21 protein-coding genes are annotated in these 18,442 nt (G+C 69.5%); 17 read left to right on the top strand and 4 right to left on the bottom strand.

Translation table 11 applies throughout. The features are described 5' to 3' along the window. The 7 genes from nqrA to BB334_RS15760 all read left to right on the top strand — a co-directional run. Positions 1-719, top strand: a 719-nt coding sequence (gene nqrA, locus BB334_RS15730) for an NADH:ubiquinone reductase (Na(+)-transporting) subunit A (protein ID WP_068809424.1), incomplete at its 5' end; no start/stop codon positions are given. Between the two features lie 2 nt (positions 720-721). Continuing rightward, positions 722-1,936, top strand: coding sequence for an NADH:ubiquinone reductase (Na(+)-transporting) subunit B (locus BB334_RS15735; protein WP_068809425.1), 1,215 nt, complete (start codon positions 722-724; stop codon positions 1,934-1,936). Beyond that, positions 1,926-2,714: a Na(+)-translocating NADH-quinone reductase subunit C gene (locus BB334_RS15740; protein WP_068809426.1), complete on the top strand. Its 789-nt coding sequence runs from the start codon at positions 1,926-1,928 to the stop codon at positions 2,712-2,714. Before BB334_RS15735 ends, BB334_RS15740 begins: the two co-directional genes overlap by 11 nt. Before the next feature lie 2 nt (positions 2,715-2,716). Beyond that, positions 2,717-3,382, top strand: a complete 666-nt coding sequence (locus tag BB334_RS15745; protein WP_068809427.1) for an NADH:ubiquinone reductase (Na(+)-transporting) subunit D — start codon at positions 2,717-2,719, stop codon at positions 3,380-3,382. Then, a complete protein-coding gene (nqrE, locus tag BB334_RS15750) occupies positions 3,382-3,990 on the top strand; it encodes an NADH:ubiquinone reductase (Na(+)-transporting) subunit E (protein ID WP_068809428.1) in 609 nt (202 codons plus the stop codon). Before BB334_RS15745 ends, nqrE begins: the two co-directional genes overlap by 1 nt. A gap of 15 nt (positions 3,991-4,005) precedes the next feature. Next, positions 4,006-5,229, top strand: a complete 1,224-nt coding sequence (gene nqrF, locus BB334_RS15755; RefSeq protein ID WP_068809429.1) for an NADH:ubiquinone reductase (Na(+)-transporting) subunit F — start codon at positions 4,006-4,008, stop codon at positions 5,227-5,229. 110 nt (positions 5,230-5,339) lie between these two features. After that, entirely contained in the window at positions 5,340-6,140 is an 801-nt protein-coding gene (locus tag BB334_RS15760; protein ID WP_068809430.1) for an enoyl-CoA hydratase/isomerase family protein, read from the top strand. A gap of 16 nt (positions 6,141-6,156) precedes the next feature. Here the strand turns inward: BB334_RS15760 and BB334_RS15765 are convergent, their stop codons facing one another. Then, entirely contained in the window at positions 6,157-6,930 is a 774-nt protein-coding gene (locus BB334_RS15765; RefSeq protein WP_068809492.1) for a YdcF family protein, read from the bottom strand. A gap of 129 nt (positions 6,931-7,059) precedes the next feature. Between BB334_RS15765 and BB334_RS15770 the strand changes: the two genes are divergently transcribed. From BB334_RS15770 to BB334_RS15805, 8 genes are all read left to right on the top strand, one after another. Beyond that, the gene (locus BB334_RS15770; protein WP_068809431.1) at positions 7,060-7,440 is read left to right on the top strand and encodes a RidA family protein; all 381 of its coding nucleotides are present in this window, start codon (positions 7,060-7,062) and stop codon (positions 7,438-7,440) included. Beyond that, a complete protein-coding gene (gene recG / locus BB334_RS15775; RefSeq protein WP_068809432.1) occupies positions 7,440-9,494 on the top strand; it encodes an ATP-dependent DNA helicase RecG in 2,055 nt (684 codons plus the stop codon). The genes BB334_RS15770 and recG overlap by 1 nt, the downstream gene beginning before the upstream one ends. Positions 9,495-9,576: 82 nt before the next feature. Then, positions 9,577-10,146 (top strand): chorismate--pyruvate lyase family protein, encoded by a 570-nt coding sequence (locus tag BB334_RS15780; protein WP_068809433.1) that lies wholly within the window; start codon positions 9,577-9,579, stop codon positions 10,144-10,146. A gap of 4 nt (positions 10,147-10,150) precedes the next feature. Continuing rightward, complete coding sequence (ubiA, locus tag BB334_RS15785; protein WP_068809434.1) at positions 10,151-11,026, top strand: 4-hydroxybenzoate octaprenyltransferase; 876 nt, start codon at positions 10,151-10,153, stop codon at positions 11,024-11,026. Between the two features lie 79 nt (positions 11,027-11,105). After that, positions 11,106-11,351 (top strand): hypothetical protein, encoded by a 246-nt coding sequence (locus BB334_RS15790; protein ID WP_068809435.1) that lies wholly within the window; start codon positions 11,106-11,108, stop codon positions 11,349-11,351. A gap of 91 nt (positions 11,352-11,442) precedes the next feature. Then, positions 11,443-12,258 (top strand): orotidine-5'-phosphate decarboxylase, encoded by an 816-nt coding sequence (pyrF, locus tag BB334_RS15795; protein ID WP_068809436.1) that lies wholly within the window; start codon positions 11,443-11,445, stop codon positions 12,256-12,258. Positions 12,259-12,541: 283 nt separating this feature from the next. Then, positions 12,542-14,032 carry a 4-hydroxy-3-polyprenylbenzoate decarboxylase gene (gene ubiD, locus BB334_RS15800; RefSeq protein ID WP_068809437.1) on the top strand — a complete coding sequence of 497 codons (1,491 nt, stop codon included), beginning with the start codon at positions 12,542-12,544 and terminating at the stop codon, positions 14,030-14,032. 120 nt (positions 14,033-14,152) lie between these two features. Beyond that, positions 14,153-14,563 (top strand): DUF4870 family protein, encoded by a 411-nt coding sequence (locus BB334_RS15805; protein WP_068809438.1) that lies wholly within the window; start codon positions 14,153-14,155, stop codon positions 14,561-14,563. A 19-nt stretch (positions 14,564-14,582) separates the two neighbouring features. Here BB334_RS15805 and dacB read toward each other — a convergent pair whose 3' ends face one another. Continuing rightward, the gene (dacB, locus tag BB334_RS15810; RefSeq protein WP_068809439.1) at positions 14,583-16,043 is read right to left on the bottom strand and encodes a D-alanyl-D-alanine carboxypeptidase/D-alanyl-D-alanine endopeptidase; all 1,461 of its coding nucleotides are present in this window, start codon (positions 16,041-16,043) and stop codon (positions 14,583-14,585) included. A gap of 179 nt (positions 16,044-16,222) precedes the next feature. Here dacB and BB334_RS15815 point away from each other — a divergent pair, with 179 nt between their 5' ends. Continuing rightward, positions 16,223-16,579, top strand: a complete 357-nt coding sequence (locus BB334_RS15815; protein ID WP_068809440.1) for a hypothetical protein — start codon at positions 16,223-16,225, stop codon at positions 16,577-16,579. A gap of 1 nt (position 16,580) precedes the next feature. Here the strand turns inward: BB334_RS15815 and lysA are convergent, their stop codons facing one another. Both lysA and lptM read right to left on the bottom strand, forming a co-directional pair. Then, positions 16,581-17,858 carry a diaminopimelate decarboxylase gene (gene lysA / locus BB334_RS15820; protein ID WP_068809441.1) on the bottom strand — a complete coding sequence of 426 codons (1,278 nt, stop codon included), beginning with the start codon at positions 17,856-17,858 and terminating at the stop codon, positions 16,581-16,583. Continuing rightward, entirely contained in the window at positions 17,855-18,049 is a 195-nt protein-coding gene (gene lptM, locus BB334_RS18925; RefSeq protein ID WP_083200459.1) for an LPS translocon maturation chaperone LptM, read from the bottom strand. The genes lysA and lptM overlap by 4 nt, the downstream gene beginning before the upstream one ends. A 46-nt stretch (positions 18,050-18,095) precedes the next feature. On the opposite strand from lptM, the gene cyaY reads away from it, so the two are divergent. Beyond that, positions 18,096-18,422: an iron donor protein CyaY gene (gene cyaY / locus BB334_RS15825; protein ID WP_068809442.1), complete on the top strand. Its 327-nt coding sequence runs from the start codon at positions 18,096-18,098 to the stop codon at positions 18,420-18,422. The last annotated feature ends 20 nt before the right edge of the window (positions 18,423-18,442 follow it).

Genomic DNA, 18,442 nt, shown 5'->3' on the forward strand with positions numbered 1-18,442 from the left:
GCGAGGCCTTCGCCGGTCCGCATCCGGCGGGCCTGGCGGGAACCCACATCCACTTCCTCGACCCGGTCGGGGCGCACAAGTCGGTGTGGTACCTCGGCTACCAGGACGTGGTCGCCTTCGGCAAGCTGTTCTCCACCGGCAGGCTGTGGACCGAGCGGGTGATCGCGCTCGCCGGCCCTGCGGTCGAGCGGCCGCGCCTGGTGCGAACCCGGCTCGGCGCCAACCTCGACGAGTTGACCGCCGGCGAGCTGGTGGCGGGGCGAAACCGCGTCGTCTCGGGCTCGGTGTTCGGCGGACGCGTAGCGCGCGGCGCCTGCGCCTTCCTCGGCCGCTACCATCTGCAGGCGTCCTGCCTGCGCGAGGGCAACGATCGCGAGTTCATGCATTTCCTGCGCGCCGGCTTCAACAAGCACTCGGTGATGAACATCTTCGTGTCCAAGCTGTTCGGCGGTCGCCGCTTCGACTTCACCACCACCACCAACGGCAGCCCGCGGGCGATGGTGCCGGTCGGCAACTACGAGGAGGTGATGCCGCTCGACGTGCTGCCGACCCAGCTGCTGCGTTCGCTGATCGTGGGCGATACCGAGATGGCGCAGAAGCTCGGCGCGCTGGAGCTCGACGAGGAAGACCTCGCGCTGTGCAGCTACGTTTGCGCCGGCAAGTACGAGTATGGCCCCATCCTGCGGGACAACCTGACGCGCATCGAGAAGGAGGGTTGAGCATGAGTCTGCGCTCCTGGCTCGACAGCATCGAGCATCATTTCGAAAAGGGCGGGCGTTTCGAGAAGTGGTACGCCCTGTACGAAGCGGCCGACACCTTCATGTACCGCCCGGCCAGCGTCACCCGCACCACCGCCCACGTGCGCGACGGTCTCGACCTCAAGCGCATGATGATCATCGTCTGGCTGTGCACTTTCCCGGCGATGTTCTTCGGCATGTGGAACGTCGGCTACCAGGCCAACACCATCCTCGCCGCCGACGCCGGGCTGATGGCGGGGCAGGAGGGTTGGCGACTCGCCCTGATCGGCGCCCTGGCGGGCTTCGATCCGGCGAGCCTGTGGGACAACTTCATCCACGGCGCGGCCTATTTCCTGCCGATCTACGCGGTCACCTTCATCGTCGGCGGCTTCTGGGAGGTGCTTTTCGCCACCATCCGCCGCCACGAGGTCAACGAAGGCTTCTTCGTCACCTCGGTGCTGTTCGCGCTGATCTGCCCGCCCGACATCCCGCTGTGGCAGGTGGCGATGGGCATCAGCTTCGGCGTGGTGATCGGCAAGGAGGTATTCGGCGGCACCGGCAAGAACTTCCTCAACCCGGCGCTGACCGGTCGCGCCTTCCTGTTCTTCGCCTATCCGGCGCAGATCTCGGGCGACGCGGTGTGGACCGCGGTCGACGGCTTCACCGGCGCCACCGCGCTGTCGCTCGGCGCCGCCGGCGGCGTGGGCCAGATCGTCGCCGGCGGGATCGACTGGATGGACGCCTTCGTCGGCACCATCCACGGCTCGATCGGCGAGACCAGCACGCTCGCGATCCTGATCGGCGGCGCGGTGCTGCTGCTGACCAAGATCGCCTCGTGGCGGATCGTCTCCGGCGTCATGCTCGGCATGATCGGCATGAGCCTGCTGTTCAACGCCCTGGGCTCCGACAGCAACCCGATGTTCGGCATGCCCTGGCACTGGCACCTGGTGCTCGGCGGCTTCGCCTTCGGCATGATCTTCATGGCAACCGATCCGGTGTCGGCCTCGATGACGAATACCGGCAAGTGGATCTTCGGCGCGCTGATCGGTGTCATGGTGGTGCTGATCCGGGTGGTGAACCCCGCCTTCCCCGAGGGCATGATGCTGGCGATCCTGTTTGGCAACCTGTGTGCGCCGCTGATCGACCACTTCGTGATCGCGGCCAACGTCAAGCGGAGGATGGCGCGCAATGTCCAATAAGGAATCCACTTCCCGCACCCTGCTGGTGGCGCTCGCGGTCAGCCTCGTCAGTTCCGTGTTCGTGGCGGGGGCGGCGGTCTCGCTGAAGCCGCTGCAGACGCAGAACCGCCTGCTCGACAAGCAGCGCAGCATCGCGGCCATCGCCGGCATGGGCGGGCGGGAGTTGCCCGCGGCGCAGGTGCGCGAGCTCTTCGGCGAGACCATCAAGGCCAGGCTGGTGAATCTCGAAACCGGCGAGTTCGCCGACGAGTTCGACCCCGTGACCTTCGACCCGCTGAAGGCGGCCAAGGACCCGCAGCTGTCCACCGTGCTCGCCGCGGGCGAGGACATCGCCTCGATCAAGCGTCGCGAGCGCTTCACCACGGTGTACCTGATCGAGGGCGCGCAGGGCGAAATCGAGACCCTCATCCTGCCGATCCGCGGCTACGGTCTGTGGTCCACGCTGCACGGTTTCATGGCGCTCGAGGGCGACCTCAACACCGTCGTCGGTCTCGGCTTCCACGAGCATGCCGAGACCCCCGGCCTCGGTGGCGAGGTCGACAACCCGCGCTGGCGCGGGCAGTGGGAGGGCAAGCGGCTGTTCGACGAGCAGGGCGAGGTCGCGGTGCAGGTCGTCAAGGGCGGCGTCGATCCGCAGAGTGCGATGGCGGCCTACCAGGTCGACGCGCTCGCCGGTGCGACACTGACCAGCAACGGCGTGAATAACCTGCTGCATTTCTGGCTCGGCGAACAGGGCTTCGGCCCCTTCCTCGCCAAGCTGCGTTCGAAGGAGGCGTGATCATGGCCAAGCTCACTCCGAAGGAAGTCCTGCTCAATCCGCTGTTCAACAACAACCCGATCGCGCTGCAGATCCTCGGCATCTGTTCCGCACTGGCGGTGACGACCAACCTCAACACCGCACTGGTGATGTCGGTCGCGCTCACGCTGGTGACGGCCTTCTCCAACCTGTTCGTGTCGCTGATCCGGGCGCAGATCCCGAGCTCGATCCGCATGATCGTGCAGGTGGTGATCATCGCCTCGCTGGTGATCGTGGTCGACCAGACCCTCAAGGCCTTCGCCTACAGCCTGTCCAAGCAGCTGTCGGTGTTCGTCGGCCTGATCATCACCAACTGCATCGTGATGGGCCGCGCCGAGGGCTTCGCGATGCAGAACCCGCCCTTCCTTTCCTTCCTCGACGGTCTCGGCAACGGACTCGGCTACAGCCTGGTGCTGATCGCGGTCGGCGTGGTGCGCGAGCTGTTCGGCGCCGGCAAGCTGTTCGGCATCACCATCCTGCAGCCGGTGACCGAAGGCGGCTGGTACCAGCCCAACGGTCTGCTGCTGCTGCCGCCCTCGGCCTTCTTCCTGATCGGCCTGCTGATCTGGGGGCTGCGCGAATGGAAGCGTGAGCAGGTCGAGCACACGCAGTTCAAGATGGCGCCGCAGGTGCGCAAGGAGGCGTTCTGATGGAACACTATCTGAGCCTCTTCATCCGCGCCGTGTTCATCGAGAACATGGCGCTGGCCTTCTTCCTCGGCATGTGCACCTTCATCGCGATCTCGAAGAAGGTCGAGACCGCGATCGGCCTGGGCATCGCGGTGGTGGTGGTGCAGACCCTCGTCGTGCCGCTCAACAACCTCGTCTATCACACCTTCCTCGCCGATGGCGCGCTCGCCTGGGCGGGACTGCCCGACGTCGATCTGTCCTTCATCGGCCTGCTGTCCTTCATCGGCATCATCGCGGCGACGGTGCAGATCCTGGAGATGCTGCTCGACAAGTACGTCCCCAGCCTCTACAACGCGCTCGGCGTCTTCCTGCCGCTGATCACGGTCAACTGCGCGATCATGGGCGGCGTGCTGTTCATGGTGGAGCGAGACTACACCTTCGGCGAATCGGTGGTCTATGGCCTGGGCTCGGGCTTCTCCTGGGGCCTGGCGATCGCCCTGCTGGCGGCCATCCGCGAGAAGCTGAAGTACAGCGACGTGCCCGAGGGCCTGCAGGGTCTGGGCATCACCTTCATCACCATCGGTCTGATGTCGCTGGGCTTCATGTCCTTCTCCGGTGTGCAGCTGTAAGGAGGCAGTCAAACGATGAATACCGAAATCGTCCTGGGCATCGGCATGTTCACCGTCACCGTGGTGGTGCTGGCGGTGATCATCCTGTTCGCCCGTTCCAAGCTCGTCGCCAGCGGCGACGTTACCATCGACGTCAACGGCGAGAAGACGCTCACCGTTCCCGCCGGCGGCAAGCTGCTGCAGACGCTCGCCGAAAGCGGCCTCTTCCTGCCCTCGGCCTGCGGCGGCGGCGGCACCTGCGCGCAGTGCAAGTGCGTGGTCAAGGAGGGCGGTGGCTCGATGCTGCCCACCGAAGAGTCGCACTTCACCAAGCGCGAGGCCAAGGAAGGCTGGCGCCTGTCCTGCCAGACCCCGGTCAAGCAGGACATGAAGGTCGAGGTCCCCGAAGAGGTTTTCGGGGTGAAGAAGTGGGAATGCACGGTGGAGTCCAATCCCAACGTCGCCACCTTCATCAAGGAGCTCACCCTGCGCCTGCCCGAGGGCGAGAACGTCGACTTCCGCGCCGGCGGCTACGTGCAGCTCGAGTGCCCGCCGCACGTTGTCCACTACAAGGACTTCGCCATCGAGGAGCGCTTCCATGGCGACTGGGACAAGTTCAACATCTGGCGCTACGTCTCCAAGGTGGACGAGACCGTGATCCGGGCCTACTCGATGGCGAACTACCCGGAAGAGCGGGGTGTGGTGAAGTTCAACATCCGCGTCGCCACGCCGCCGCCGGGCCGTGACGACATTCCGCCGGGCAAGATGTCGTCGTGGGTCTTCAACCTGAAGAAGGGCGACAAGGTCACCGTGTATGGCCCGTTCGGCGAGTTCTTCGCGCGCGAGACCGACAACGAGATGGTCTTCATCGGCGGCGGCGCCGGCATGGCGCCGATGCGATCGCACATCTTCGACCAGCTCAAGCGCTTGCACAGCAAGCGCAAGATCAGCTTCTGGTATGGTGCGCGCTCGCTGCGCGAGGCCTTCTACGTGAAGGACTTCGACGAACTCGCGGCGGAGAACCCGAACTTCACCTGGCACCTGGCGCTGTCCGATCCGCTGCCGGAAGACAACTGGACAGGTCCCACCGGCTTCATCCACAACGTGCTGTACGAGAACTACCTTAAGGACCACCCGGCGCCCGAGGATTGCGAGTTCTACATGTGCGGCCCGCCGATGATGAACGCGGCGGTGATCAAGCTGCTGCTCGACCTCGGCGTCGAGCGCGAGAACATCATGCTCGACGACTTCGGCGGCTGAGCGGCGCGCGCGCCACAACCCGCATCAGCCCGCTGCCCGCCCCCTTCGCCCTGCGAGGGGCGCGGGCAGCGGCTTTATCGGTACTCGAAACAGACAGGAGAACGATCCAGATGGCCGGAACCGCTTTGCTCGACGTCACCGACGGCGTCGCCACCCTGACCCTCAACCGCCCCGACGCGCTCAACGCGCTGTCGGTGGAGATGATGCAGGACTTGCAGGCCTGCGTGCGCACGCTGCCGGGGCGCGATGACGTCGCCGTCGTCGTCGTCACCGGCGCAGGCGATCATTTCATGGCCGGGGGCGACCTGAAGGACTTCGCGACGCAGCTCCACCTCTCGCCGCAGGCCCGCCACGCCGCCTTCCGCGCGATGATCGAGCAGTACATCAACCCGACCGTGGTCATGCTGCAGCAGCTGCGTCAGCCGGTGGTCGCGAAGGTGCGCGGGGCCTGCGCCGGCTTCGGCCTGTCGCTGATGGCCGGCTGCGACCTGGCGATCTGCGCCGACGACGCGAAGTTCACCACCGCCTATGCGGCGATCGCGCTGTCGGGCGACGGCGGGGCGTCCTACTTTCTGTCGCAGATCCTCGGCCGGCGCAAGGCCGCCGAGCTGTTGCTGCTCGGCGACCGCTTCGATTCCGCCGAAGCCGAGCGCCTCGGCCTCGTCAATCGCTGCGTCGCCGGGGCCGCACTCGATGTCGAGGTCGACAAGCTGGTCGCCCGCCTCAAGCGCGGGCCGCGCCGCGCCTATGCGGAAATCAAGGCCCTGCTCGCCGCGGCGCCCTCGAACCAGCTCGAGTCCCAGTTGCAGAGCGAGGCCGAGGCCTTCGCCCGCTGCAGCGCGAGCGCCGACTTCGCCGAGGGCGTCACCGCCTTCCTCGACAAGCGCAAGCCGGGCTTCACCGGGGCCTGAGCGGCGGCGTCCGGCCTCAGCGGCTCAGCCGGTAGGCGAGCAGGCCGAGCCACTCGTGCAGCGCGTACCAGCCGGCGTAGGCGGTGTGCTGGCTCGGCACCAGGCTGATCACGCGATCGCCGTCCTCCCGGCTGCCCAGCCAGGCGGTGGGGGCGGGGATCACGGTCAGGCCCTGGGCCTCGAACTCGGTCTGCGCACGCCGCATGTGGGCGGCATGGGTGACGAGCAGAATGCGGTTCACCCCGGCGGCCTTCAGCCGCACCGCGGAGAACTGCGCGTTCTGGCGAGTGTCGCGCGACGCGGTCTCGCGCCAGCGCACCGCGATGCCGAAATCGCGCCGCAGCGCTTCTTCCATCAGGCTCGCTTCGGCGATCTCGCCGGTCGGTGCGCCGCCGGTGACCAAGACCGGCAGGCCGCTCTCGCGCGCGAGCCGGGCGCCGTAGCGCAGGCGCTCGAGCGCGAGGCGATTCACCGTCTCGCCGCCGAACTCGGGCGCATAGGTGCGCTTGCCGGCGCCGAGGATCACGATCGCCTCGGCGGCGCGCATCGAGCGCGCATCGAGCGCGCGCTCGGCCTCCAGCCCGTTCAGCAGCCAGCCGACGCTGATCGGATGCACCAGCAGCAGGTTGAGCACCACGCCGCCCCAGGCGAGGGCGATGCCGAGCCGGCGCCGGCGCCCGAGCAGCAGCAGGCCGAGCGCGATCGGCAGCAGCGGCAGCAGCGGCGGCAGCACCAGCACGGCGACCATCTTCTTGAGCCAGAACAGCAGCAGCGATAAGTCGAACGTCATCATTGGGAAGCGGTGCGCTTGCGGGGGACGGCGGCCATTGTGCCGCAGATCCGGGGCCCGGCCACATGCCGGCAGCGGGCGCGGGCGGATTACAATCGCCGTTTCCCATTCGTCAGCAGGAGCCCTCCAATGAGCCGCATCATCATCTCCACGCCGAACGCGCCCGCCGCGATCGGCACCTATTCACAGGCGGTCAAGGTTGGCGACACGGTCTACCTGTCCGGCCAGATCGGCCTCGACCCCGCGTCCGGACAGATGGTGGAGGGCTTCGAGGCGCAGACCGTGCGCGTGTTCGACAACCTCAAGGCGGTCGCCGAGGCGGCCGGCGGCTCGCTCGCCGATGCGGTCAAGCTCACCATCTACCTGACCGACCTCGCCAACTTCGGCACGGTCAACGCGGTGATGTCGCGCTATTTCGACGAGCCCTATCCGGCGCGCGCCGCGGTCGGCGTGAAGGCGCTGCCGCGCGGCGCGGTGGTCGAGGCCGACGCGGTGCTCGTCCTCGGCTGATGCCGCAGAGCCCGCCGGCCGCCGGCTGGCCGGGCGTCGGACCGCAGCTGGCGGGGCGTCTGGCGAAGCTCGACATCCGCCGGCCGGAGGACCTCGTCCTCCATCTGCCGCTGCGCTACGAGGACGAGACGCGGCTGACCGCGATCGCCGCCGCCCGGCCCGGTTTTCCCGCTCAGGTGGAGGGCGAGGTGGTCGCCTGCGAGGTCGTCCTGCGGCCGCGCCGCCAGCTCGTCGCCCGTGTGCAGGACGACTCCGGCATCCTCGTCGCGCGCTGGCTCAACTTCTACCCCTCGCAGCAGAAGCAGATGGCGGTCGGCCAGCGGGTGCGGCTGTTCGGCGAGGTGCGCGGCGGCTTCTTCGGCGACGAGATGGTGCATCCGCGGGTGCGCCCGGTGGCTGCCGGGGAGGGGCTGCCGCAGGCGCTGACGCCGGTGTACCCGACCACCGCCGGTCTTGGCCAGGCCACGCTGCGCAAGCTGATCGATCGCGCACTCGCCACGGTGCGACTCGACGAGCTGCTGCCGGCCGATGCCTGCGCCGTGCTCGGCCTGCCCGGCTTCGCCGAGGCGGTGCGTGCGCTCCACCACCCGGCGCCCGACGCCGACCCCGCCGCCCTCGAGTGCCGCGAACATCCCGCCTGGCGGCGGATCAAGCTGGAGGAGCTGCTGGTGCAGCAGCTCTCCCTGCGCCGTGCCTACAACGCCCGCCGCGCGCGCGGCGCGGTGGCGCTGGCGGCGCGCGGCCAGCTCACCGCCGCCTTGCGCGCCCAGTTGCCCTTTCGCCTCACCGGCGCGCAGGCGAGGGCGGCCGCCGAGATCGCCGCCGACCTCGCGGCGTCGCACCCGATGCAGCGCCTGCTGCAGGGCGACGTCGGCAGCGGCAAGACCATCGTCGCCGCGCTGGCGATGCTGCAGGCGGTCGAGAACGGCTACCAGGCCGCGCTGATGGCGCCCACCGAGATCCTCGCCGAGCAGCACTGGCGCAAGCTCGCCGGCTGGCTCGCGCCGCTCGGGCTCGAGGTCGCCTGGCTGTCGGGCAGCCGCCGCAAGCGCGAACGCGAGGCCGAGCTCGAACGCCTCAGGAGCGGCGAACTGCAGCTCGCGGTCGGCACCCATGCGCTGATCGAGGACCCGGTGACGCTGCCGCGGCTCGCACTCGCGGTGGTGGACGAGCAGCACCGCTTCGGCGTGCGCCAGCGCCTGGCGCTGCGCGAGAAGGGCGCCGACGGCCTGCGCCCGCACATGCTGATGATGTCGGCGACGCCGATCCCGCGCACGCTGGCGATGACGCACTACGCCGACCTCGACGTCTCGGTGCTCGACGAACTGCCGCCGGGGCGCACGCCCATCCTCACCAAGCTGGTGTCGGACGGCCGCCGCGAGGAGGTGATCGCGCGCGTCCATGCCGCCTGCCGCACCGGGCGCCAGGCCTACTGGGTATGCCCGCTGATCGAGGAGTCCGAGGCGCTGCAGCTGCAGACCGCGGTGGAGACCTTCGAGGCGCTGTCGGCGGCGCTCTCCGGGCTGCGCGTGGGGCTGGTGCATGGCCGCCTGAAGGCGGACGAGAAGTCGGCGACGATGGCCGCCTTCGCCGCCGGCGAGCTCGACGTGCTGGTGGCGACCACGGTGATCGAGGTCGGCGTCGACGTGCCCAACGCCAGCCTGATGGTGATCGAGCACGCCGAGCGCTTCGGTCTCGCCCAGCTCCACCAGCTGCGCGGGCGGGTGGGGCGGGGCAGCGCCGAGTCGGTGTGCATCCTGATCTACGCCCAGCCGCTGTCGCAGACCGGTCGCGAGCGCCTGAAGGTGATCTACGAGAACACCGACGGCTTCGTCATCGCGCGCGAGGACCTGCGCATCCGCGGGCCGGGCGAGTTCGTCGGCGCGCGCCAGAGCGGGCTGCCGCTGCTGCGCTACGCCGACCTCGAGGCCGATGCCGCGCTGATCGAGCCGGCGCGCGCGCTCGCCGAGCGCCTGCTGGCCGAATCTCCCGTGCTCGCCGAGCGCCTGCTGGCGCGCTGGCTGGGCGGGCGCGAGGCGCTGCTGCGGGCCTGAGCGCGCCGCCCGGCGCGGCCGTCGGCGCTGGCCGGGGCGGCGGCGGCGGGCTAAGATGCCGGCCTTGCCCGTCAGCCCAACCATGCGTCCCCGTCCCCACCACGAAACCTGGCATCGCACGCCGCCGCGTGCAAGCGCGCCGACCGCGCTGCGGCCGTGGCTCACCGATCCCGGCTCGCTCACCGCGCGCATCCGTGCCCGCTGCGGCGAGTTTCGCGTGCAGGTGCTGCGCCAGGGGCTGGGGCGGCCGTGCCCCGACGAGGCGGCGCTGCTCGGCATGCGCCCGGGGGAGCTGGCACGGATCCGCGAGGTGCTGCTGATCGCCGACGGCCGGCCGGTGGTGTTCGCGCGCTCGCTGCTGCCGCCCGGCAACGTGCGCGGGGCCTGGCGGCTGCTGCGCGGCATCGGCAACCGCCCGCTGGGCGCGCTGCTGTTCGCCACCCCGGCGATCTCCCGTGCGCCGCTGGCCTGCGCCCGGGTCGATCGCCGCGATGCACGCTATCATCGGGCGAGCGCCGCCCTGCGCGCCGGTGGCGACGATGCACCCCTGCCGCAGTCGCTGTGGGCGCGCCGCTCGGTGTTCCGCTTTCGCGGCCGCGCGCTGATGGTGAGCGAGTTCTTCCTTCCCGCAATCCTAGATCTGCCGAAGTGATCCGATGACCCTGACCGAGAACCTTCCTACGCGCCTGCAGCACTACGTCCGCCTGATGCGGATCGACAAGCCGATCGGCACCCTGCTGCTGCTGTGGCCGACGCTGTGGGCGCTGTGGATCGCCGCCGGCGGCTTCCCGCCGCTCAAGGTGCTGGTGATCTTCGTGCTCGGCACCTTCCTCATGCGCTCGGCCGGCTGCGTGATCAACGACTACGCCGACCGCGACTTCGACGGCCACGTCGAGCGCACGCGCAACCGGCCGCTCGCGGTGCGCGCAGTCAGCCCGGCGGAGGCGCTCGCGCTCGCCGCCTTCCTCGCCTTCGTCTCCTTCCTGCTGGTGCTGCAGCTCAACACGCTGACGATCGCGCTGTCGGTGCCGGCGCTGTTCCTCGCCGCCACGTATCCCTTCACCAAGCGCTTCTTCGCGATCCCCCAGGCCTATCTCGGCATGGCCTTCGGCTTCGGCATCCCGATGGGCTTCGCCGCGGTGCTCGGCGAGGTGCCGGCGGTCGCCTGGGTGATGCTGCTGGCGAACGTGTTCTGGTCGGTCGCCTACGACACCGAATACGCGATGGTCGACCGCCCGGACGACCTCAAGATCGGCCTCAAGACGGCGGCGATCACCTTCGGCCGCTACGACGTGCTGGCGGTGATGCTGTGCTACGCGGCCACCTTCGCCCTGCTCGCGGTGGTGGGCGCGATGGTCGGGCTCGGCGTCGCGTGGTACCTCGGCCTGCTCGCGGCCAGCGTGCTCGCCGGTTATCACTACACCCTGATCCGGGGCCGCGAGCGCGCCCCCTGCTTCAAGGCCTTCCGCCACAACAACTGGGTCGGCGGAGTGATCTTCGCCGGCCTGGTGCTCGACCTGCTTTCGCGCTGATCGCGCGGCGGGCGAAACCCGACGCGCACGGCCAGGTCAACAGGAAGCGGGCAGGTGCCCGCCCCCCAAGGAGACCAGGATGAAAGTCACCACGCTCGTGACAGGGCTGTGCGCCGCCCTGCTTTCCAGCTCCGCCTTTGCCTTCCACTGCCCGGCGGACATGAGGAAGATCGATGAGGCGCTCTCCGGCAATCCGCAGATCAGCCAGCAGCAGCTGGCGCAGGTGAAGCAGTACCGCATCGACGGCGAGGTCTATCACAAGGCCGGCAAGCATCAGGAGGCGGTCGACACGCTGGCCAAGGCGATGAAGATCCTCGGCATCTGACGCCGTCCGCGAGGCCCGCCGCGGTGCGGGCGCGCGCCCTGGGTGGGCGATCGGGCTTATCATTCGTGCCGCACCCATCCAGGACCTCTCCATGCATTTCATGACCGCCCTGAAGGCCGCCTGGCAGCAGCGCGACAGCCTGCTGTGCGTCGGCCTCGACCCCGATCCGGCGAAGTTCCCCGCTCACCTCCAGGGCCGCCCGGACGCCATCCTCGAATTCTGCACCGCGATCGTCGACGCCACCGCCGATCTCGCTTGCTGCTTCAAGCCGCAGATCGCCTACTTTGCCGCGCATCGCGCCGAGGACCAGCTGGAGGCGCTGATCGCGCACGTCCACGCCAGGCATCCCGGCACCCCGGTGATCCTCGACGCCAAGCGTGGCGACATCGGCAGCACCGCGGAGCAGTACGCGGTCGAGGCCTTCGAGCGCTTCGACGCCGACGCGATCACGGTCAATCCCTACATGGGCCGGGATTCGGTCGAACCGTATCTGGCCTACGGCGACAAGGGCGTCATCCTGCTTTGCCGCACCTCCAACCCGGGCGGCTCCGACCTGCAGTTCCTCGAGGTCGGCGGCGGCCTCAAGCTCTACGAGCACGTCGCCCGCCTGGTCGCAGATGAATGGAATGCGAGCGGCAACTGCGGCCTGGTGGTGGGCGCGACCTTCCCCGCCGAAATCGCGCGCGTGCGCGAACTCACCGGCGACATGCCGCTGCTGGTGCCGGGCATCGGCGCCCAGGGCGGCGACATTGCCGCCACCCTGACCGCGGGCCGCACCGCGGAAGGCACCGGCCTGATGATCAACTCCTCGCGCGCCATCCTCTACGCCGGTAAGGGCGAGGACTTCGGCCGGGCCGCCCGCGAGCTCGCACGCCAGACCCGCGACGCGATCAACGCCCACCGCTGAACGCCACCGGGACAAGCCCACCGGCGATGTAGCAGCGCAGCCCCGTGCCTGATTGCGGCGCCCTAGCCGTGAAAACCGCTGCTATCGCCCTGGGGGCAGGGCTCCTACAGCGGCTGGCCGAAGGCACCGTAGGAGCCCTGCCCCAGGGTGAAAACACCCGCGTCGCTGGCACAAGCGCCGCAATCGCGCAGGGGGCTGCGCTCCTACGCCGCCCCCGGTCAGGGAACGCCGCCGGCGGACGATGCCTCTTCCCGAACACGACCCACACTGACGAGACGCCTGAATGAAATACGACGACCTGCGCGACTTCATCACCCAGCTCGAAGCCCGCGGCGAGCTCAAGCGCATCACCGTTCCGGTCGACACGCATCTCGAGATGACCGAGATCGCCGACCGCGTGCTGCGCGCCGGTGGCCCCGCCCTGCTGTTCGAGCAGCCGATGACGAAAGGCGTGCCGCAGCCGATTCCGGTGCTCGCCAACCTGTTCGGCACCCCCCAGCGGGTGGCGATGGGCATGGGCGAGGACGTCGCCGACGGCGACTGGAACACGCCGCTGCGCGAAGTCGGCAAGCTGCTCGCCTACCTCAAGGAGCCCGAGCCGCCCAAGGGCCTGAAGGACGCCTGGGAGAAGCTGCCGGTGCTCAAGCAGGTGCTCAACATGGCGCCCAGGGAGGTCCGTTCCGCCCCCTGCCAGCAGGTGGTGTGGGAGGGGGAGGACGTCGACCTGGCGAAACTGCCGATCCAGCACTGCTGGCCGGGCGACGCCGCGCCGCTGATCACCTGGGGCCTGGTAGTGACGCGCGGGCCGCACAAGAAGCGCCAGAACCTCGGCATCTACCGCCAGCAGGTGATCGGCCGCAACCGCGTGATCATGCGCTGGCTCGCGCACCGCGGCGGCGCGCTCGACTTCCTGGAGCACCAGCGCGCGCATCCGGGCGAGCCCTTCCCGGTGTCGGTGGTGCTCGGCTGCGACCCGGCGACCATCCTCGGCGCGGTGACGCCGGTGCCCGACTCGATCTCGGAGTACCAGTTCGCCGGCCTCCTGCGCGGCGCCAAGACCGAGCTCGTGAAGTGCATCGGCAGCGCGCTGCAGGTGCCGGCCTCGAGCGAGATCGTGCTCGAAGGCGTCATCCAGCCCGACGACCTGGCGCCGGAGGGCCCCTACGGCGACCACACCGGCTACTACAACGAGGTCGCCGACTTCCCGGTGTTCACGATCGAGCGCATCACCATGCGGCGCGACCCGATCTACCACAGCACCTACACCGGCAAGCCGCCCGACGAGCCGGCGATGCTCGGCCTCGCGCTCAACGAGGTCTTCGTGCCGCTGCTGCAGAAGCAATTCACCGAGATCGTCGATTTCTACCTGCCGCCCGAGGGCTGCTCCTACCGCCTCGCCGTGGTCAGCATCCGCAAGCAGTACCCGGGCCACGCCAAGCGGGTGATGTTCGGCATCTGGAGCTTCCTGCGCCAGTTCATGTACACCAAATTCATCATCGTGGTGGATGAGGACGTCAACATCCGCGACTGGAAGGAAGTGATCTGGGCGCTCACCACGCGCATGGACGCCACCCGCGACGCCACCCTGGTCGACAACACGCCGATCGACTACCTCGACTTCGCCAGCCCGGTGGCCGGTCTGGGCAGCAAGATGGGGCTCGATGCGACCAACAAGTGGCCGGGCGAGACGAATCGCGAGTGGGGCCGACCGATCGTCATGGACGAGGCGGTCAGGCGCAGGGTGGACGAGCGGTGGACCGAGTTCGGCCTCTGAGATCGGCCGCGGCGGACGTCTTGCTGCATTGCAACTGAACGACTGCGCGGGCCGCGGGTCTGAGGTATCTTGACGGCGAGGCCGCCCGGCCGCGCAATCCTGCATCACGAAGGAGATTCGATGAGCAATCCCGTTCCCGCCCCGCTGCAGACCGGCCAGCCTACCGAGAACATGGTCACCCTGACCCACCTGATCTACGCGCTGCACGCCTTCGCGGTGTTCACCGGCGTGGTCGGTTCGGCCACCATCATCGGCAGCTTCGTCGCCAGCCTGCCGTCGATCGCCGCGGTGGTCCTGAACTACTGGAACCAGGGCGCGGTGCGCGGCACCTGGCTCGAGAGTCACTTCCGCTGGCAGATCCGCACCTTCTGGTTCGCCTTGCTCTGGATCGCGGTCGCCGTGCTGCTGTTCATCACCATCATCGGCCTGCCGTTCGCATTCCTGCTGATCATCGCCGCCGGCCTGTGGGTGCTGTACCGGGTGGTGCGTGGCTGGTGGGCGCTGCTCCAGCGCACGACGCTGCCGATCTGAGCGCCGCGCCGTCGGCGCATCAGTCGGCGGCGGCGCTCCACACCCATTCGATAAGGGCATCCTGGGCCGCCTGGCTGGCACCGGCATCGGGATGGTTCACCATCATCACCACCGCATGGCGCTCGCCGTGGCGGTCGAGCACATAGCCGGCGATCGCGCGCACGCCGTTGATCGTGCCGGTCTTGATGTGGGCCTGGCCGCGCGCCGGGCTGTCGCTCAGCCGCCGGCGCGCGGTGCCGTCCTGGCCTGCGACCGGGAGAGAGGCGATGAACTCCGGCATCCATGGCCGCGCCCAGGCCGTCTGCAGCAGGCGGCCGAGACTGTCGGCGCGCACCCGCTCGATGCGGGACAGGCCGGCGCCGTTCTCGATCACCAGGCCGCCGCTGGCGATCCCCGCGGCGGCGAGGCTGTCGGCGGCGATGCGGGCGCCGCGGCTCACCGTGTCGGACTCGGCGACTGGCGCCGACATCGCCAGCGGGCTGACGCCGAGGCTGGCCAGCAGCTGGCGGGCGATGACGTTGCTCGACCACTTGTTCATCTCGCGCACCACCTCGGCGAGCGGTGCCGATTCGTCGGTGAACAGGGTGCGCGCCGCCGGCGGCACGACACCGCTGCGCACCCGACCCTGGATCCGACCGCCCACCTCCGACCACAGCCCGGCGACCAGCGCGGCGCCGAATTCCGCCGGCGGTAGCGGCGCCGCACTCCAGTTGCGCGCGCCGCAGCTCGCCGGCAGGCTGCCGGTCAGCAGCAGGCGTCGGCCCGGTTCCAGTCTCGCCTCGAGGTCGCGGTACCACACGCCGCAGGGCGCGTTCGTGGTGCGCAGCTGGTTGTCGATGCTGAGCCCGGCGAGCGGCGGCTCGGCGGCCACCGTGACCCGTGCGCCCGTCTCTTCCGCGGGAAAGAGGCCGAGCTGCAGCGTGTTGTAATGCATCAGCAGGCCGTGGGGGCCGCTGTTGTAGGGGCGCAGGCCCTTGCCGTCGAAGGCGTCGGGATCGTGCGGCGGCAGGTGCAGCGCCGAGCCGTCGAGCACGATGTCGCCGGCGATGCGCTCGATGCCGAGCGCGCGAAGCCGACGCAGCAACTTCCACAGGCGCTCGTAGCCGAGCACCGGGTCGGCGCCGCCGACAAGGTGCAGATCGCCTTCCAGCACGCCGTCGCGAACCGTGCCGGTATGGGCGATGCGGGTGCGCCAGCGGTGCGCCGGGCCGAGCACCTCGAGCGCTGCGAAGGCGGTCACCAGCTTCATTACCGAGGCGGGGTTCATCGGCCGGCCGGCGTTCTCCGCGAGCGTGGGCGCCGGCGCGCCGACCGGCGCCACCCACACGGCGACCGCATCGGCGGGGATCCGTGCATTGTCGAGGGCGAGGCGGACCGGCGTCGGCAACGCGGCGCTCGCACTCGAAAGCCAGCCGGCGAGCAGCAGGAGGGCGGCGCCACGGCGCCTGGCGGGGGGGCGGATGATGAACGGCAACTGCATCGTGCTCGGTTGGCAAGGGGGGTGGAGGGGCGTGTCGGAACTGTTTGCGGCGGTGCACCAGAGAAGGGGTACAATCCCGCGTTTACGTCATTCAATCCGGTGGCAGCCCCGCATTCTAAGGCGCTACCCCGGCCCGCACATCCCCGCCGGGGTTCGCGGGCGAGTCTGTATGGAAGGACATGAGCGGATTCGGCCACTTTGCGCGCACCGCGCTCGAGCTCGAGCGTGAGATCGTCAAGCGCGGCATCGCCATCGGCATCGACTGGGATGACCGGGCGCGCCTGCGCGAACTCGCGCGCGAGGCCTTGAGCTGCACCGCGGAGTGCCGTCTGGGCCTGCTGCGCAATCCCGACTACGTGGTGCGCCACAAGGGCGAGTTGTTCGCCCTCTCATCGCTGATGCTGATGACGATGCAGCAAAGCGCCCAGGTCGGTGTGCTCACCAGCGGCGGGCCGGCGTGGAAGGCCTTCGGCCGCGCCCTGTACGAGGAGTCGGAGCGCCTGAGGGCGCACCCGCAGGCCGAGGCCGGCGACTGACTCAGCGCAGTGCGTGCTCGCCCGCGTAAAGCGCCGCCACCGTCTCGCGCTCGCGCACCAGATGGGCGTGGTCGCGGTCGACGATGACCTCCGCCGCACGCGGGCGGGTGTTGTAGTTCGAGCTCATGGTCATGCCGTAGGCGCCGGCCGAGAGGATCGCCAGCAGGTCGCCCTCGGCGACCGCGAGGCTGCGGTCGTGGGCGAGGAAGTCGCCGCTCTCGCAGATCGGCCCGACCACCTCGTAGCGCGCGGCGTCGGCCGCGCGCGGCGCGACCTCCACCACCTCGTGCCAGGCGTCGTACAGCGCCGGGCGGGCGAGGTCGTTCATCGCCGCGTCGACGATCGCGAAGTTCTTCTCCTCGCCCGGCTTGAGGTATTCGATGCGGGTCAGCAGCAGGCCGGCGTTGCCCACCAGCGAGCGACCCGGTTCGAAGCACAGCGTCTCGCTGCGGCCGGCGAACACCGCCAGCAGCGGCGCGAGGTAGTCGGCCACGGTGGGCGCCCGTTCGTCACGGTAGCGGATGCCGACGCCGCCGCCGAGGTCGATGTGCTCGAGGGTGATGCCTTCGGCGGCAAGCTGGTCGACCAGGCCGAGCACCTTCTGCCCCGCCTCGGCCATCGGCGCCGGGTCGAGCAGCTGGGAGCCGATGTGGCAGGCGATGCCGCTGATGTGCAGGTTGGGCAGGCTGGTGGCGCGGCGGTACAGCGTCAGCGCCTCGTCGAAGGCGACGCCGAACTTGTTGCTCTTGAGTCCGGTGGAGATGTAGGGGTGGGTCTTGGGGTCGACGTCCGGATTGACCCGCAGCGCGATCGGCGCCTTGCGGCCGAGTTCGCCCGCCACCGCATCGAGCCGCTCGAGCTCGGCGGCGGATTCGACGTTGAAGCAGCCGATGCCCGCCTCGAGCGCCTGGCGCATCTCCTCGCGACGCTTGCCGACGCCGGAGAACACGACCTTGGCGGGATCTCCGCCGGCCGCGATCACGCGCGCCAGCTCGCCGCCGGAGACGATGTCGAAGCCTGCGCCGAGCGCGGCGAACACCGACAGGATGCCGAGGTTGGAGTTGGCCTTGACCGCGTAGCACACCAGTGAGCGGCGGTCGCCGAGGGCCTCGCGCCAGGCTTCGAAGGCGGCGGTGAGGGCCGCGCGCGAATAGACGTAGGTGGGGGTGCCGAAGCGCTCGGCGATCGCCGGCAGGGCGAGGTCTTCGACGTGGAGGATGCCGTCGATGCTGCGCAGGGTGGGCATCGGCAGGGCAGGGGCTGTCTGGGGAGTGTTCATCGAATCGGGCTTTCGCTGAGGTCGGGTTTGTTATCATCGGCGCCCGGTGCGGGCGCGGGAGACTGGGGCTGCGGGGCCTGGTCCGCGGCCGGGCGGGCGGGCGGCACCTCGGGCAGGTAGAGCGGACCCTTGATCCCGCAGCCGGACAGCGCCGCCGCACCGAGCGCAAGTGCAATGAGCGTTGCTCGCATGGCCAATTTTCAGGGCAAAGCGGGAATGCTAACAGAAGGAGTCAGCATGGAAGAATCTGCATTCAACGTGCTCGCCGAGGCCGAGCTGGCGCGCATCGAGGCGGCGGTCGACGCCTGCGGGGCCGAGGTCGACATCGAGCAGCAGCCCGGGGGAATCCTCGAGCTCGAGTTCGAGGACGGCAGCAAGATGATCATCAACCGCCACGTCGCCGCGCGCGAGATCTGGGTGGCGGCACGTTCGGGCGGGTTTCACTTCCGGCCCGAGCAGGGACACTGGATCAACACCCGCGACGGGCAGGAACTCTACGCGCTGCTGTCGGCGCTGGTGGGGGCGCAGTCGGGCACCCCGGTGACCCTCCGGCCGCAGGGCTGAACCCCGCGACCGGCGGCGTT

The organism is Thauera phenolivorans, assembly GCF_001696715.1.
Classification (GTDB): Bacteria; Pseudomonadota; Gammaproteobacteria; order Burkholderiales; family Rhodocyclaceae; genus Thauera; species Thauera phenolivorans.